Annotated in this window: 14 protein-coding genes; 4 read left to right on the top strand and 10 right to left on the bottom strand. The window is 61.1% G+C overall.

Annotated features, from left to right (window positions below):
• The 3 genes from NW844_RS09755 to pilM all read right to left on the bottom strand — a co-directional run.
• A partial coding sequence (locus NW844_RS09755) for a hypothetical protein (protein ID WP_414335213.1) occupies positions 1-665 on the bottom strand: 665 nt, incomplete at its 3' end.
• The gene (locus NW844_RS09750) at positions 665-1366 is read right to left on the bottom strand and encodes a PilN domain-containing protein (RefSeq protein WP_414335211.1); all 702 of its coding nucleotides are present in this window, start codon (positions 1364-1366) and stop codon (positions 665-667) included. The genes NW844_RS09750 and NW844_RS09755, both read right to left, overlap by 1 nt.
• Before the next feature lie 60 nt (positions 1367-1426).
• Positions 1427-2584 carry a type IV pilus biogenesis protein PilM gene (pilM, locus tag NW844_RS09745; RefSeq protein WP_414335209.1) on the bottom strand — a complete coding sequence of 386 codons (1158 nt, stop codon included), beginning with the start codon at positions 2582-2584 and terminating at the stop codon, positions 1427-1429.
• 165 nt (positions 2585-2749) lie between these two features.
• Here pilM and purN point away from each other — a divergent pair, with 165 nt between their 5' ends.
• Positions 2750-3394, top strand: a complete 645-nt coding sequence (purN, locus tag NW844_RS09740; RefSeq protein WP_414335208.1) for a phosphoribosylglycinamide formyltransferase — start codon at positions 2750-2752, stop codon at positions 3392-3394.
• 44 nt (positions 3395-3438) lie between these two features.
• Complete coding sequence (locus tag NW844_RS09735; protein WP_414335206.1) at positions 3439-4218, top strand: hypothetical protein; 780 nt, start codon at positions 3439-3441, stop codon at positions 4216-4218.
• 9 nt (positions 4219-4227) lie between these two features.
• Here NW844_RS09735 and NW844_RS09730 read toward each other — a convergent pair whose 3' ends face one another.
• The 5 genes from NW844_RS09730 to mrdA all read right to left on the bottom strand — a co-directional run bounded on the left by NW844_RS09730 (position 4228) and on the right by mrdA (position 9741).
• A complete protein-coding gene (locus tag NW844_RS09730; protein WP_414335204.1) occupies positions 4228-5220 on the bottom strand; it encodes a hypothetical protein in 993 nt (330 codons plus the stop codon).
• 150 nt (positions 5221-5370) lie between these two features.
• Positions 5371-6030, bottom strand: coding sequence for a hypothetical protein (locus NW844_RS09725; protein ID WP_414335203.1), 660 nt, complete (start codon positions 6028-6030; stop codon positions 5371-5373).
• 25 nt (positions 6031-6055) lie between these two features.
• Positions 6056-7204, bottom strand: a complete 1149-nt coding sequence (gene cobD / locus NW844_RS09720) for a threonine-phosphate decarboxylase CobD (RefSeq protein ID WP_414335201.1) — start codon at positions 7202-7204, stop codon at positions 6056-6058.
• A 47-nt stretch (positions 7205-7251) separates the two neighbouring features.
• Positions 7252-7557, bottom strand: coding sequence for an HU family DNA-binding protein (locus NW844_RS09715; RefSeq protein WP_414335200.1), 306 nt, complete (start codon positions 7555-7557; stop codon positions 7252-7254).
• Positions 7558-7860: 303 nt separating this feature from the next.
• The gene (mrdA, locus tag NW844_RS09710) at positions 7861-9741 is read right to left on the bottom strand and encodes a penicillin-binding protein 2 (protein ID WP_414335198.1); all 1881 of its coding nucleotides are present in this window, start codon (positions 9739-9741) and stop codon (positions 7861-7863) included.
• 116 nt (positions 9742-9857) lie between these two features.
• On the opposite strand from mrdA, the gene NW844_RS09705 reads away from it, so the two are divergent.
• A complete protein-coding gene (locus tag NW844_RS09705) occupies positions 9858-11120 on the top strand; it encodes a lipopolysaccharide biosynthesis protein (protein ID WP_414335197.1) in 1263 nt (420 codons plus the stop codon).
• On the opposite strand, the gene NW844_RS09700 is transcribed toward NW844_RS09705, so the two are convergent.
• Together NW844_RS09700 and NW844_RS09695 are read right to left on the bottom strand one after the other, a co-directional pair.
• Positions 11107-11472 (bottom strand): FHA domain-containing protein, encoded by a 366-nt coding sequence (locus NW844_RS09700; protein WP_414335195.1) that lies wholly within the window; start codon positions 11470-11472, stop codon positions 11107-11109. The two genes, NW844_RS09705 and NW844_RS09700, sit on opposite strands and share 14 nt — an antisense overlap.
• 93 nt (positions 11473-11565) lie before the next feature.
• Complete coding sequence (locus NW844_RS09695) at positions 11566-12402, bottom strand: SDR family oxidoreductase (RefSeq protein WP_414335194.1); 837 nt, start codon at positions 12400-12402, stop codon at positions 11566-11568.
• A gap of 118 nt (positions 12403-12520) precedes the next feature.
• Here NW844_RS09695 and NW844_RS09690 point away from each other — a divergent pair, with 118 nt between their 5' ends.
• Positions 12521-13012 carry a YajQ family cyclic di-GMP-binding protein gene (locus NW844_RS09690; RefSeq protein WP_414335193.1) on the top strand — a complete coding sequence of 164 codons (492 nt, stop codon included), beginning with the start codon at positions 12521-12523 and terminating at the stop codon, positions 13010-13012.
• Positions 13013-13265: the final 253 nt, after the last annotated feature.

Raw genomic sequence — 13265 nt, 5'->3', positions numbered from 1 at the left:
GCCGTGCCCAAGGGAACGTCCTTGTTGTAGATGTAGGCAATCAAATCAAAAGCGGCGTCCAGCTCCCCTGTGTCTTGAACAGGATTTAGGCTGATGTTGCTCACCCGAAACAAGGTGCGTAGGCGCTCTACATCCCTCATGAGATTGATGATGTCCGTATAGGGGCCCCGCACCGCGACGCGGGTGGTTTGCACCTGGATGGCCGGAGCAATGATCGCGGGCACTTCGGAGTTGGCCGAAGAAGCAGGGGTGAGGGGAGAAGGGGCAAAACTGCGCAGCTCGCTGTTGGGCTGTCCCCGCACCAGCCGGTTGAGATCGATCAGTTGCGTGTCGGCATTCTCAGGGGTGGCCAGCAAGGCGCTGATCTGCTGCTGCTGCACGCGAGCCCTCTCGATTTGGTTGGGCACGTCCTGTAAGCCGGCAATCTGGCCCTGTACCTCCTGCAACTGGCTGGTTTTTTGGGCCACCTCTCTTTCCAAGGCTTGCACCTCTCTGATCAGAGGACGGAGTTGGGTGAAGGCCAAAAAGCCCGCCGCGCCCAGGCCCAGGATCCCGATCAACAGGCCAATGCGAATGGGAGTCAGCTCGACCCCCAACAATATCGGCGGCCCTGCCGGGGGTGCCATTAGTTGGTCGTCGTGAAAACTTTCTACCGAGCCAGTCATCAGTTCCCCTCCACTTGACGCAGAATGCGGATCTTTTCCACCAAGCCTATTGCTCCCCGCTGCTCCAGCTCGCGGGTAAACTCTGGGTCGGGATCCCCTATGGTCCGAATAGTAACCGTTAGGCCGTAGGTGACGCTGGGTTCAGTTTCAGGTGTGCCCTCCACTCGAGAGGCACTGTTGAGAACGGCACTGGTTACGAAGTTGGAATCCAGCAGGGTGAGCAAAAAGTCGTTCACCAAGGGAAAATCCAGCGCCCCGCCTTGGATGTTCACGGTATCCCCAGAGGCGCTGATGTTGGTTATCCACACCCCTCGGCCAGGGATCCTGCGCCGCACTTCTTCCAAAATGGCCGACCAGGGCTGGACGGATCCCAGAAAGGAGCGAAACCCCTCCGTTTGGGTGCGAATGGTTTGTAATTCTTGGCTGAGGCCCTGGAGTCGGGTCAACTCGGCATTGGCTGTGCTGAGTTCACCGTCGAGGCGGGTTTGCTCTGCCCTCAGAGTGTTCCGCTGACGGGAAAAGCTGTCTTGGAAATACCAAAAAGTTCCCATGGCCACAGCAGTCACGGCAACCCCCAGGCCAATGGCCAAAGCCCAGCTCTCGGCTCCGGCGGCAGTTGTCGGGGCGGCTACCGCCCCTGTCTGAACGGTGGTGGGAACTTCCGGCCTTTCCTTAAGAAAATTGATTTCCGGTGTGTACATCCAATCGCCTCACTCATTGCTCGCTCATTGTTGGATAGTGCCTTCGAGGGATCCCTGTCGTTACTTGCCGGCTTCCCGCATGGCCAGCCCCAGGGCCACCCCCATCGCCGGGCGCTCCTCCAAGGGCACCTCGATTGAATCCGGCACCAGGATGTTGCCAAAGGGATCCGCCAGTTCTACCGCCACGCTCAACGACTGAGATAGGAAACCATCCATCTGGCCAATGCTGGCCCCCGGCCCGGCCAGCAAGACTTTCACCACCGGGAAGCTGCTTTCTGTGCTCGTAAAGAAGTCGATGGAGCGCTTCAGTTCATCCGCCAAATCGGAGACAACGCGCGTCACTGCTGCTATGCCGGGATTGCTGGGAATCGGTTGCTCTCCCGTGGCCAAAACATCGACGGGGTTGAGCAGGGGTAACCTCAGAGTTCGCAACAGGTCGCCGGTGCGGCTAACCGGCAAATTCAGAGATTGGGCCAGCACCTGCCGCATGTGGATGGTGCCGATGTTGACGGTGCGGGTAAATTGCGGGATGCCGTTGACCAAGATGCTGATCTCGCTGCTGTCGTAGCCGATGGAGCCAAGCAACACCGCCTCTTGAGGGCTGTGCTGGATGAGCTGGTCGCGGATGGTGCGAATGAGGGAGAAGCTGGCCAGCTCCACACAGCGCACCTTCAAGTTGGCCGCCTGCAGCACCTCTAGGTAGTTGTCCACCACCTCTTTTGGGATGGCCACCAGCAAGACTTCGATGCGCTCAATGCCATCCTGGGAAAGGTCTAGACCGAGGGGTTGGTAATCTACATCTGCCTGATCCCGTGGGTAGGGGATGTAGAGTTCGGCCTCCTGCTCCAAGACCACCCGGCGCAACTCGTCGGCAGGCAGGTCGGCAGGCAGGCGAATGAGACGAACGATGGCCTCTCTTACGGGCACTGCTGTGGCTGCCGGCAAGTTGGTGGGCACCTTGTATTCGTTCAACAAGTTGGCCAGGGTCAAGCCAACCGTGCTCGGATCGAGGATGCGCCCCTCGATCATTGCCCCCTCTGGCATTTCCACACTATGGTAGTGGGCCAGACGATAGCGACCATTGCCCTGTTTTTTCAGTTGGGCAACGGCAATGCGCTCGGGGTTGATGTCCACCCCAAGCATGGTTTGAGTTTTGGAACCGCCAAGAAAGCCGAACACGTCCGGAAACTCCGCCCTTTGCGCTACCGCTAGAGGCATACTACCCAATTTATCGGGGGGTTACCACCGATTTGCAGTTGACTCCAAATCTCTACTTCTTGCAGCGAGCGTTTGCATCCCTTTCCAGATGAGCCCAGCCAGAATCAGCAGAGAATCTATCTGGGTTTAAAATAGCGGGGCTGCAGACTTTCCCGCCCAACGCTCATGAACCTACCCAGCTTACTCTGGCCGGATCCCAACGGGATCCCGGCGCCTTCTCAGCCGGGGATCCTCGGCATTTTGGCTTCCGGCAATGGCAGCAATTTCGAGGCTATCGCTCAAGCCATTGAGGCAGGTGAGCTGCAGGCCCAGATTGCTGTGGTCATCACCAACAATCCCATAGCCTACGTGCGGCAGCGGGCCCAAAAGCGAGGGATCCCTTGCCTTGTGCTCAACCATCAAGACTACCCCCGTCGTGAAGATCTGGATGCCGCCATCGTCCAGGTGCTCCGGCAGCATCAGGTGGAATGGGTGATCATGGCCGGGTGGATGCGCCTGGTTACCCAGGTGTTGTTGTCTGCTTACCCGGATCGCGTCTTGAATTTGCATCCTAGCCTGTTGCCCAGCTTCAAGGGCCTGCGAGCCGTTGAACAAGCTCTGAAGTGCGGTGTGAAAATCGCCGGCTGCAGCGTTCACCGGGTCACGCTGGAAATGGACAGCGGCCCCATCGTGGCCCAAGCAGCCGTGCCGGTTCTGCCCGAAGATACCGTGGAATCCCTTTACCGGCGCATCCAAACTCAGGAGCACCGCCTCTACCCGCTGGCCATCCGCCTCTGCCTGGCCGAGGGATCCCTGCTACCCAAGGCTTGAGAGAGGCTGCACAATTGAGGTTGAGTCCAGCGCTGGCGCATCCTATGGCTGAGATCCCGCCTCTCCTCGTCTTCGACAGCCAGGTGATCCTGGCCGGTCGCTTGGCCCTATGGCAGGAGTGGGCCCGCTTTGGAGTGTGTGTGCTGCCGCAGGCGGTGATGGCCGAGCTGGAGCGCTTGACCCGACAGGCCATTGATCCCCAAGAAGAATCGACGGCCCGCGAGTTTTTGCGCCGCTGGCCTGGCCTGGGGTTTGCCGTCTCGGAAGCCCGGGCCCTGGTGGGCGGTGCCGCTGCCAGCGATCAGTCCCTGCGGATCCGCTTGGAAGAGGCAATTGCCGACTGCGCCTATGCCCTGGCCCAACAGCAGCCGGGAACGCTGGTGGTTGTGGTTAGCAACGACCGGCCTTTGGTGGGGCGAATTCAGGGTATAGGTCTCAACAACCTCTGTGCCATCTCCCTGGCAGAACTGAACCGGTGGCTGCGTCAGCAGCAGCGCCCTCAGGCTGTGGCCACGGCTTTGAAGCGGTTGCCAGGGCCGGCCATTCCTGCCGCCAGATTGGCTTCCTCTTCTAGCCCCGCTCCACCCGTCCGTCCCCTGAGTCCTTCTCCAGCTTCAGCGAAGCCACCTGCTCGGGTCGGGTCGAGCCCAACCCGCCTTGGGCCCCTTTTGCAAGGCCTACAGAATGCTCTTGCCTTGTTGCTGGCCCTGGTTTTCCTCTCGGCAGCCGGGTTATTGGCCTGGCGTTGGCTCGATCCAGCAGGGAGCGAAGGAATCTGGCGGCGGCTGCCGCTGTCTCGGATCCCTTGGCTTCGGGATCTGTAGTCATCAAAGCTACTGCTCAACAATCGTGACGTTAAAGCCCTTGCTTTTCAGGGTTTCTGCGTGATAGCGGGCATATTCCAGTTGCTCAAATGCTGCCAACTGCACAAACTTCTGGCCATTCACATCTTTCACAAAGGCCCCATCGGAAACTTGTCGAGCGCGCGCCAAGCTCTCGGCCCCCGAGTAGGTGGTAAGCACCAAGAAGGTGCCCTCGCCGCGGTTCGGCCCCAAAGTATCGGGATCGTTGTTGCCCAGAGGCACCAGGGTCAGGGATCCCACAGAGGTGGGAGATGAGGGTTGAGAGGGGCGCTCCAAACTGGCCGCCAACTGCTCCACCGTTCTGGGCCGAGAGGGTTCTGCGGCAGCCAAGACCAAGTCGGTTTGCAGGCTATCCAGCAGGTTGGGAACGTCTTGAAGGGGAGCGATCTGCAAGTCCCTCAAGTCTGGGGAGGTCGTCAAGCCCAGCGCCAGCCGACTCGGATCCAAGCTGCCGGAATAGAACTCCTCTCCCACCTGCCCTTGCAGCGGTTCCAGTGGGATCAAGGGCAACCGGGACAGATCCACCTGGATGGGGCTCCTTTCTTCTGCTCTGTTGGCAGTGCTTGGGGGCAGAGACAGTTCTGCCGGCCAGATCAGCCAGCGCACCCCAAAGCCAATCCCGGCGCAAGAGAGCACCCACAGCAGCAAGACCCAGAGGGGCGAAAAGGCTCCAGAGGGCCGTGGCATCTCTTCTTCTTCCAGGTCTTCCACCACCTCTTGAATGAGCACAGGTGAGGAGCGCTGCCCAGAGCTGGTATTCCTGAGCTGACCTGCTCGCGGCGGCCCAGAATTCGTGCGCTGCAAACGCTGCCAGAGGCGAAACCGCTCCAATTCTTTCAGCACATCCAGGTGCAGATGGCCCAGCGCTTCCTGAAGAGCAGGTTGAGAACCTGAATGGGATGGGGACTGCTGTGCCGTAGGTACGGGTTGGGTAGTGTCTGGAAGAAGCGGAGAAGGACTCATAGACAGCCCACACTCAACTTAATACAAGTCTGACGGCAAACAATGCCGGTTAACTGTTGTGACAGCCGGAAACAGCTTAACAGGAGAACCTGCCTTGCCAACAAGGACTACCAGCGCTCTATTACCCTGCCATAAGACCATGACAGTCTTCTAGGACTTTGCCTCGAGGTAGAGGGCACACACATCTGCCGGCAGGTGCTGAAGCAAGATCTGGCGGGCAGAGGCAACGATGGCATCCACATCTTCTGGGGCAAGGTAGTATCCGTCGGCCTTGAGTTGGGCGGCAATGCGGGCCGGTGACCAGCCAAAGCAATCCCGCAGCAGCAGAATGAAGCGCAGGTCTCCCGGCAAGGTGTCCAAGCCGGCGCTTAAATAACAGGCCAGTGCCGGCGACAGAGAGGACTTGGTCCCGCCGCCACCAACAGCCTGCGAAGGAGCGGCTTCTTTCTCGGCAGGGATCCCGTCCAAAGCTTGGAGCAGCTCACGAGTTTGCTCTGCCAGCCAGGGTTGCAGCACGGGATCCCCTCGACCAGCCGCTTCTCCCAGAAGGCTGCGGACATCCAGGCGCTGTAGGCGCAGGTAAAGCCGCAACCAAACCTGTTCTCGATAGGCGGCCCATTGCTCGGGCGGCAGATGTTCGGCCAGGATCCCGTCCACCCACTTGCAGTAGCGGCAAAACAGGCCGATGAAGTAGCGCGCCACCTCCGGCTGCCGTTGAAAGGCCCGCAGCAGCTCCAGATCGCTGTAATGGGCCACCCCTCGCACGATGGGGGCATCGCATTCCGGCCAAAGGACAGTAGCTTCGGGCATCAGCATCTCTCCCGCAGAAAAATCCCTAGCTATTCTCCAGGATCTCCCGGCAGGCCGATAGCAACTGCTCCTGCTCCGGCAAGGTGCGTAGGCCAATGCGCAAGTAGCGCTCCCCCAACTCAGGAAAACTCAGGCAATCCCGCACCAGGATGCGGTGTTGCCGCAACAGCTTCTCCTGAATCTGGGTGGCAGAGCCGGGGCAGCGCACCAGCACAAAGTTGGCTTGGCCGGGCCAGGGATCCCAGCCGGGCAGCGCCTGCAGACCGCTCAGCAAATGCTCCCGCGCCGTGGGCAGCCAGGCCAGGGTGCGCCGGCGAAAGTTTTCATCCGCCAGAGCCGCTGCCACCGCCACCGCCGCCAATCCGTTGACGCTCCAGGGATCCCGCCACTGCCGCCAGCGCCGCCAGTGATCCGGGTGCCCCACCGCAAAGCCAATGCGCAAGCCGGGCAGGGTGAAAAACTTGGTCAGGGAACGGATGACGATGGTGTTGGGGTGAGCTGCCAGATGGGGGATCACCGTTTGGCTGCGGGGCATTGCCGACAGACTGGAGTCAGAGCTCAGGCTGGGCGGATCCCGGGGAGAGTCCCCTGGCAGAAAGTCCATAAAAGCCTCGTCCACCACCACCCGCTCGAACTGGGGCAAAAGAGGCAGGATCTCTTGTTGCAGGAGCAGCCGGCCCGTCGGGTTGTGAGGGTTGTTCAGCCAAAGCACCCGGCTGCTCTTGCCTGCCGCCGGCAGGGGTTCTTGCAGAAGGCCAAAATCAGGGGATCCCTGAGCGGGGAAAAAAGGCAACGGCTTGACGGTCACCCCCGCCGCCGCCAGGGCCCGTGCATACTCCCCAAAAGCAGGCTGGGGCAGCCATACTTCCCGCCCTTGGGCATCGCGGGCGGCCCAGGTGAGCAACTCCGCCGCCCCATTGCCCACAAAAATCCACTCGGGCTCGACTGCCCAATGGTTGGCCAAGCAGATGCGCAAGTCGCGGTAGTCGGGATCCGGGTAGCGGCTGATCACAACCGGCTCTGCTGCGGACAGCGCCTGAGCCAGAGCTTGCAAGACCGACGCCGGGGGGCCAAGCGGGTTCAGGCTGGCCGAAAAATCCAGGATCTCCTCCGGAGAGCAGCCAGCAATCGCCGCTCCCCAAGCCCGATTGCCACCATGCCGAGGCCGCCCCATGCCTTGAGAAGAGCCTTACCCAGCAAGCGAGTCCCCACCCGGCGAAATTAAGATTTCCCCCCTGCCACTGCATCGCGGAACGACTTGCCCGCCGTAAAAGCGGGGACAATGCTTTCTGGGATCACCATCTTCTCGTTGGTCTTTGGGTTGCGACCTTCCCGTTGTTTGCGTTTGCGGGCCTCAAAGGAGCCGAAGCCCACCAGGGTCACTTTCCCCTTGGGTTCGCCGTTTTCATCGCGGGATGCGACCTCTTCAACGATGATCTCCAGCGCTGCCGAAATGACGGCCTCCGCTTCTTTTTTGGTTACGTTGGCGCGATGAGCGACGGCATCCACAAGCTCTGCCTTGTTCATCCTGATCTCCTCGTGAGTTAGGCAATAGGGTTAGAACAGTCTCTGGCCGCGTACTCGCGAGGGGCTGCGAAGCAACCACGGCCCAGAGTGTCTTCAGTCTGTAGGAGCGGGGCTTGCCCTGCACTGCGCCAAGGCGCCGCTGGCGCGAATGGCAGGATTGTGGCAGTTTGGCTCCAAATCACTGACATATTCTACAGCCAAGTTAGGTCAGAAGCCTGCTGGGATAGGGGTTTTAGGGGGGCTTGAGGCAATTTTGGGGAGAAAAGAGGCTGCGCAGATAATTTTTGTGCCCGGTCGGCTCACTTATGACTCAGGTCGGAAGTAGGCCCGCATCAGCTCGCGGAAGATCGGGGCCGCCCGGGATCCACCCCCACCGCCGCTGTTTTCCAGAAAGACCACGACCACCAATTCGGGCCGGTCGGAGGGGGCATAGCCGACAAACCAGGCGTGGGAGCGCCGCGGCGGATCCTCGGCGGTGCCGGTTTTGCCGGCGGTAGGGGGAAAGCCCGGCCCCAGGTTGGCGTTGCCGCCGGTGCCGTAGACCACCACATCCCGCAGCCCCTGTTGCAAGATCTCCAGGGTAGCGGGGGAGAGACCTACCTTCTGCCGCAGGGGCACGGGGCTTTCCGGGATCACCTGTTTCGAGAGCAAGGGACGCACCCGCCAGCCGCCGTTGGCCACCGCTGCTGTGACCACCGCCATCTGCAGCGGCGTGGCGGTGATAAATCCCTGGCCGATGGACATGTTCACCGTATCGCCCACATACCAAGGCTCGCGCCAGTGACGCTGTTTCCAGTCGGCGTCGGGCACCAGCCCCACAGCTTCCCCCTTAAGGCCGATCCCGGTCAATTGCCCCAGCCCGAAGCGACGCGACCATTCTTGCAGGGGGGCGGCCTTGGTGCCCAGGGCAATCTGGTAGAAGAAGGTGTCGCTGCTGTAGGCCATCGCCTGGCGGTAGTTCAGCCGCCCGAAGCCGGCGCGGTTCCAGTCCCAGAACCTCCACCCGCCCACCTGGATGTAGGGGCCGGTCTGCAGCACCGTATCCGGGGGAAAGGCCCCCGACTCGATCCCGGCGGCGGTGGTGATGATTTTGTAGGTGCTGGCGGGGGGATAGGGCCGCAGGGCGCGGTTGAGGAAGGGAAAGTCCTGCTGTTGCAGGCTCTCCCACTGGGCTTGGGTGATGCGGCTGGAAAAGAGGTTGGGATCAAAAGTGGGATAGCTGGCCATGGCCAGGATCGAGCCGTCGCGGGGATCCAGGGCGACCACTGCTCCTTTCTGCTGGCCCAGGGCTTGCTCTGCCGCCTGCTGCAGGCGTACGTCCAAAGTCAGCTGCAGGGTGTCGCCCGGTTGGGGGGCTTGTTCTCCCAGCACCCGCAGCACTTCTCCCATGGCGTCCACCTCCACCTGTCGCCCGCCCCACTGGCCGCGCAGATGGCTCTCGAACAATTCCTCCACGCCCATCAGGCCGACGATATCCCCCAAGCGATAGCTGGGATCGGCCCGCAGTTGTTCTTGCGAGATCTCGCCGGTATAGCCCAGCAGGTGGGCGGCCAAGTCGCCATGGGGATAAAACCGCACCGTCTCCGCCTCCACCATCACCCCCGGCAGTTCGCGGCTCATCTCTTCCAGTTGAATGACCACCTGGGGGCTGGCGTTGCGCAGGATGCGTACGGGAAACGGGGAGCGGTAGCCGGCCTGTTCCAGCTTTTGGGCAATTTCTTCGGGGGCCATGTTCAAGGCTTGGGCCAGCTTGGGGATCGTCTCCTGCCAGCCCTGCCGCGACTGCACCAACGGCCACAGGAAGACTGAGTGGGAGAGCTGGCTGCCCGCCAGCAGCACGCCGTTGCGATCCACAATGCGCCCCCGTTCCGGCGGCTGGGGCAAGAGGCGAATGCGGTTGGTATCGGCCAACTGGCGGTAATACTGGGTGCGCACCAGTTGTAGGTAGGCCAGGCGGGATCCTAGCCCCCCCAGGAGCAAGCCGCTGGCCAGCAGGAGCAAGACAACAGCTCGGTAGCCCTGGCCCACCGTTTTGGCCGGCGGGGATCCCAGCCAGCGAGGGCTACTGGTCGGCGGGGGAAGGACGCGGCGCGGGTCGGGGGGCCTGGAGTGGGGGGAAAACAGGGTTTTGGGATCCCGTTCCGCGGATGTGGTGATGTTGCCAACAGGGTAAAGTTTGGCCATGAAGAATTGCCGAATAAAGCTGCAACCCATCCACCCAGCGCACAAGGTTGAATGCCTGGGCGGTCTCTCTCAGCCAGTATCCCCGGCTGCGGCCAGCCTCGTCCAGGAGGGTTGCCGTGGATAGGGCAGAACAACAGCGGCTACGACAGGCTGCCTGGCTGATGCTGGGCAATGGCCTGCGCCTGGGGTTGTCCGGGGCCTATTTCATCCTGCTGGCGCGGCTGTTGGGGCCGGAAGCCTTTGGGGTGTTCTCCGCCATCTTGGCCTGCAGCAACCTGGCCGCCCCGTTTGGCCATTGGGGCCAGTCGGAACTGCTGATCCAGCGCCTGAGCGGCCGGGGATCCGCGGCGGCTGCCCAGGAGATCGGCCCCAGCTTGTGGTTGGCGGGGCTGGGCTGCGGGGGGATGACGCTGCTGTTAACACCTCTGTTGAGCCTTTGGCTGGCCGGGATCTCCCCCCTCGTGGTGGGGATCCTGCTGGGGAGCGACCTGCTGTTTATCGCCATCCCTGAGGTGTACAGGGGGATCCTGATCGGGCAAGAGCGGGTTGCCGGCGTGGCCCTCATCGATACCGGCATGGCGCTGGGGCGATTGGGGGCCGTATTGCTGGCGGCGGCCTTGGGCTGGGGATCCCTGGCGCGATGGGCCATTCTGTACAGCCTGATGGTGCTGGTCGTGCTGCTGCTGATGGCGCGGGGGATGGGACGGTGGAGCAAGCCTTCTCCCCCCTTGGCCTGGAGAGATCTGGGGGAACGGCTGGCGGCGGGCTGGGATTTTGCCGTGGGGCTGGCGGCGGCAAAAACCTTCACCGATTTGGACAAGCTGCTTTTGCCCCGTCTGGCCTCGGCAGCAGCGGGAGGGCTCTACAGCGCCGCCTACCGGGTGATCAACTTCTCGCAAACGCCGATGATCGCCCTGCTCACCAGCCATTTTGCCGAGCTGTGCCGCCAAGGGCAAAAGGGCCTACGGCAAGGCTGCCACTACGCCTGGCAGCTCTTCCCTTGGGTGGTGGGCTACGGCAGTTTGGCCGCCCTGGGGGTGGCGCTGGGCTCCTACGGGATCCCCTGGGTGCTGGGGTCGGCTTACCAAGAGACGGCCCTCATCCTGCGCTGGCTCAGCCCGGTCATCCTGCTGGAGGGGATCCACCTGCTGCTGTCTCACCTGCTCACCGCAGCCGGGCTGCAAAAGCCCCGCAGCCGTCTGCAACTGGCGGCACTGGGTCTGAACGGGCTTTTGAATGCGGTTTGGATCCCAAGGTGGGGTTGGCAGGGGGCGGCCTTAGCGACCTTGCTGTCGGAGCTGGCTTTGGTGCTGGCCTTGCTGCTATTGGTTCGCAGGCAATGGTGCTCTTGGGAGAGATCGGGACTTACGGGGCCTTGATGATTTTGTAGGTGGCTTTGGCGTCGGGGCCGAAACTGATCACATCTCCCGACCGGAGCTGGTGGGTGGTCAATTTCTGTCCGTTGATCAACAGGCCATTGGTGCTGGGCCGACCTTCCAGATCCCCATCCAAAATGCGGTAGCAATATTCTCCCTCTCGCTCGGCAGGAACCCGCAGCAGCATGGCGTGGTAACGGGAAGCAAACTGAGAGTTGAGACAAATGTCGTTCGCCAAGTCCCGACCGATGAAGTATTTGGCGGATCCCAGCACCTGAGTACGGCGGCCATCTCGGTCTTCCACGATCAAGATGTGCTGCTGAGTGCCGGAAGGAGAAGGCGCAGACTCAACCATACTTCTGCTGTGAGACCAGTATTGAACTGTACCCCACACTATACCTAAGTTTGGCCCTCTTCCTGCCATTGCCGGGCCTGACCGATCCGATGGCTAGCGAGGGATGTTCTGGAGCAGTGGGCCAACCCAGCCGGGAAAGAGGGTGTAAGCTCCTACCGCCCATTGGGCCATGCCCACCACCACCTCCGACTTGGACTGGCAAGCGGCGTCCCAAATGGCTTCGGCCACTTCTTCTGGCCGGCTGGCCCAAAAACTCTCCAGCGCCTGTTGCATTTGCTCGCGGGCTTTCCCACCTGAGGCTTGGGATTGGCCGTCAGCAGGGGACTCCGGCCCCCCCTCATCCAGAAAGATGGCTCGCTTGAGAAAATCGCTGCTGACAATGCCCGGATGAACACCGATTACCTGGATCCCGTGGGGTTGCAGTTCCAGACGCAGCGCCTCTGTCAGCCCGCTGACTGCGTACTTGCTGGCACAATAGGCGCTCATTTGGGGCAGGGGCATTTTGCCGCCGATGGATCCCACGTTGATGATCTGACCTTTTTTGCGCTTCAGCATATCGGGGAGCACGGCCCGGATGGTGTACAAGTAGCCCCAAAAATTGACCGCCATCAGCGCCTGCCAGTGTTCCAGGGTGGTTTGCAAAAAAGGGCCGCTCATACAGATGCCGGCGTTGTTGATCAGGCAATCGATGCGGCCATAGCGTTCTAGGGTTCTCTCCACCAGGTTTTGCACCTGTTCTGGCTGCGTGACATCGGTGGGAACGGCCAAGACCTCGGCGTTTAGACTTTGCTCCAGGTCGATGGCCGTTTGCTTCAAAGTTTCGGCAGTGCGGGCGGCCAGGGCCAAGCGGTACCCCCCACGGGCAAAGGTGAAGGCGGTGGCTCTGCCGATGCCTTCGGAAGCGCCTGTAATTAAAACAACATCGGCCATCCTGCTTCTCCGCAAATCTGGACAGGGATCCCTCTACCTGTTGTAGCTTCTTTGAGGGTTGGGGATCCCTGCTTGGCCTGAGAGCTTAAGATACGGAACGGTAGCGAAGATAGGGTTTATGGCCTCTACCTACTCATTTGATATCGTTAGCGACTTCGACCGGCAGGAACTGGTGAATGCCGTGGATCAAGCCCGGCGGGAGATCAAACAGCGCTATGACCTCAAGGATACCCAGACAGAAATGGAGCTGGAGGAGGGATCCCTGACCATCACCACCGCCAACGACATGGCCCTCAACTCCATTCGGGAGCTGCTCCTCACCAAAGCGGCCAAGCGGGGCCTCTCCCTGAAAATCTTCGACTTCCAGCCGCCGGAGAGCGTCGGCGGCAACCGGGTGCGCCAAGTGGTTCGCCTCAAAAAGGGCATTGATGCCACGCTGGCCAAGCAGATCGCCAAGCAGATCCGCGACAACTTCAAGAAAGTGCAGCCTTCCATTCAAGGGGATCTGGTGCGGGTTTCCGGCAAGGATAAGGACGAGCTGCAAGCGGTGATTCAAATGCTCAAGCAGCAGGACTACCCGGTGGCGTTGCAATTTGTTAATTATCGCTAGGGAACCGTTGAGCCTCCGTCCCTTCCCCCTCAATTCCCATCCAAATTCAGGATCGCTGGACTCACAGCAAGGCAACGGTAATGCAACAGTTCGTTCACATTTCCAACTCCCCTCTTCTTCTGGGGGCAGGGGTGAGGGTTATAGTCATTTCAAACAGCAATGAAACGGTTCGTTACGTCGTTATTGCTCCGCAACGCCGTCGCGAACGCGCCGCTCTAACTCCCCTCTCCCTCAGGGAGAGGGGCTGGGGGTG

Origin of the sequence: Synechococcus sp. H55.2, assembly GCF_047462495.1 — a bacterium.
Taxonomy (GTDB): domain Bacteria; phylum Cyanobacteriota; class Cyanobacteriia; order Thermostichales; family Thermostichaceae; genus Thermostichus.
This window is presented reverse-complemented; position numbering and strand designations above follow the sequence as displayed.

Coding starts and splice junctions, on each gene's coding strand:
- NW844_RS09750 (WP_414335211.1), bottom strand. CDS start 1,366: ATGTACACACCGGAAATCAATTTTCTTAAGGAAAGGCCGGAAGTTCCC.
- pilM (WP_414335209.1), bottom strand. CDS start 2,584: ATGCCTCTAGCGGTAGCGCAAAGGGCGGAGTTTCCGGACGTGTTCGGC.
- purN (WP_414335208.1), top strand. CDS start 2,750: ATGAACCTACCCAGCTTACTCTGGCCGGATCCCAACGGGATCCCGGCG.
- NW844_RS09735 (WP_414335206.1), top strand. CDS start 3,439: ATGGCTGAGATCCCGCCTCTCCTCGTCTTCGACAGCCAGGTGATCCTG.
- NW844_RS09730 (WP_414335204.1), bottom strand. CDS start 5,220: ATGAGTCCTTCTCCGCTTCTTCCAGACACTACCCAACCCGTACCTACG.
- NW844_RS09725 (WP_414335203.1), bottom strand. CDS start 6,030: ATGCCCGAAGCTACTGTCCTTTGGCCGGAATGCGATGCCCCCATCGTG.
- cobD (WP_414335201.1), bottom strand. CDS start 7,204: ATGGGGCGGCCTCGGCATGGTGGCAATCGGGCTTGGGGAGCGGCGATT.
- NW844_RS09715 (WP_414335200.1), bottom strand. CDS start 7,557: ATGAACAAGGCAGAGCTTGTGGATGCCGTCGCTCATCGCGCCAACGTA.
- mrdA (WP_414335198.1), bottom strand. CDS start 9,741: ATGGCCAAACTTTACCCTGTTGGCAACATCACCACATCCGCGGAACGG.
- NW844_RS09700 (WP_414335195.1), bottom strand. CDS start 11,472: ATGGTTGAGTCTGCGCCTTCTCCTTCCGGCACTCAGCAGCACATCTTG.
- NW844_RS09695 (WP_414335194.1), bottom strand. CDS start 12,402: ATGGCCGATGTTGTTTTAATTACAGGCGCTTCCGAAGGCATCGGCAGA.
- NW844_RS09690 (WP_414335193.1), top strand. CDS start 12,521: ATGGCCTCTACCTACTCATTTGATATCGTTAGCGACTTCGACCGGCAG.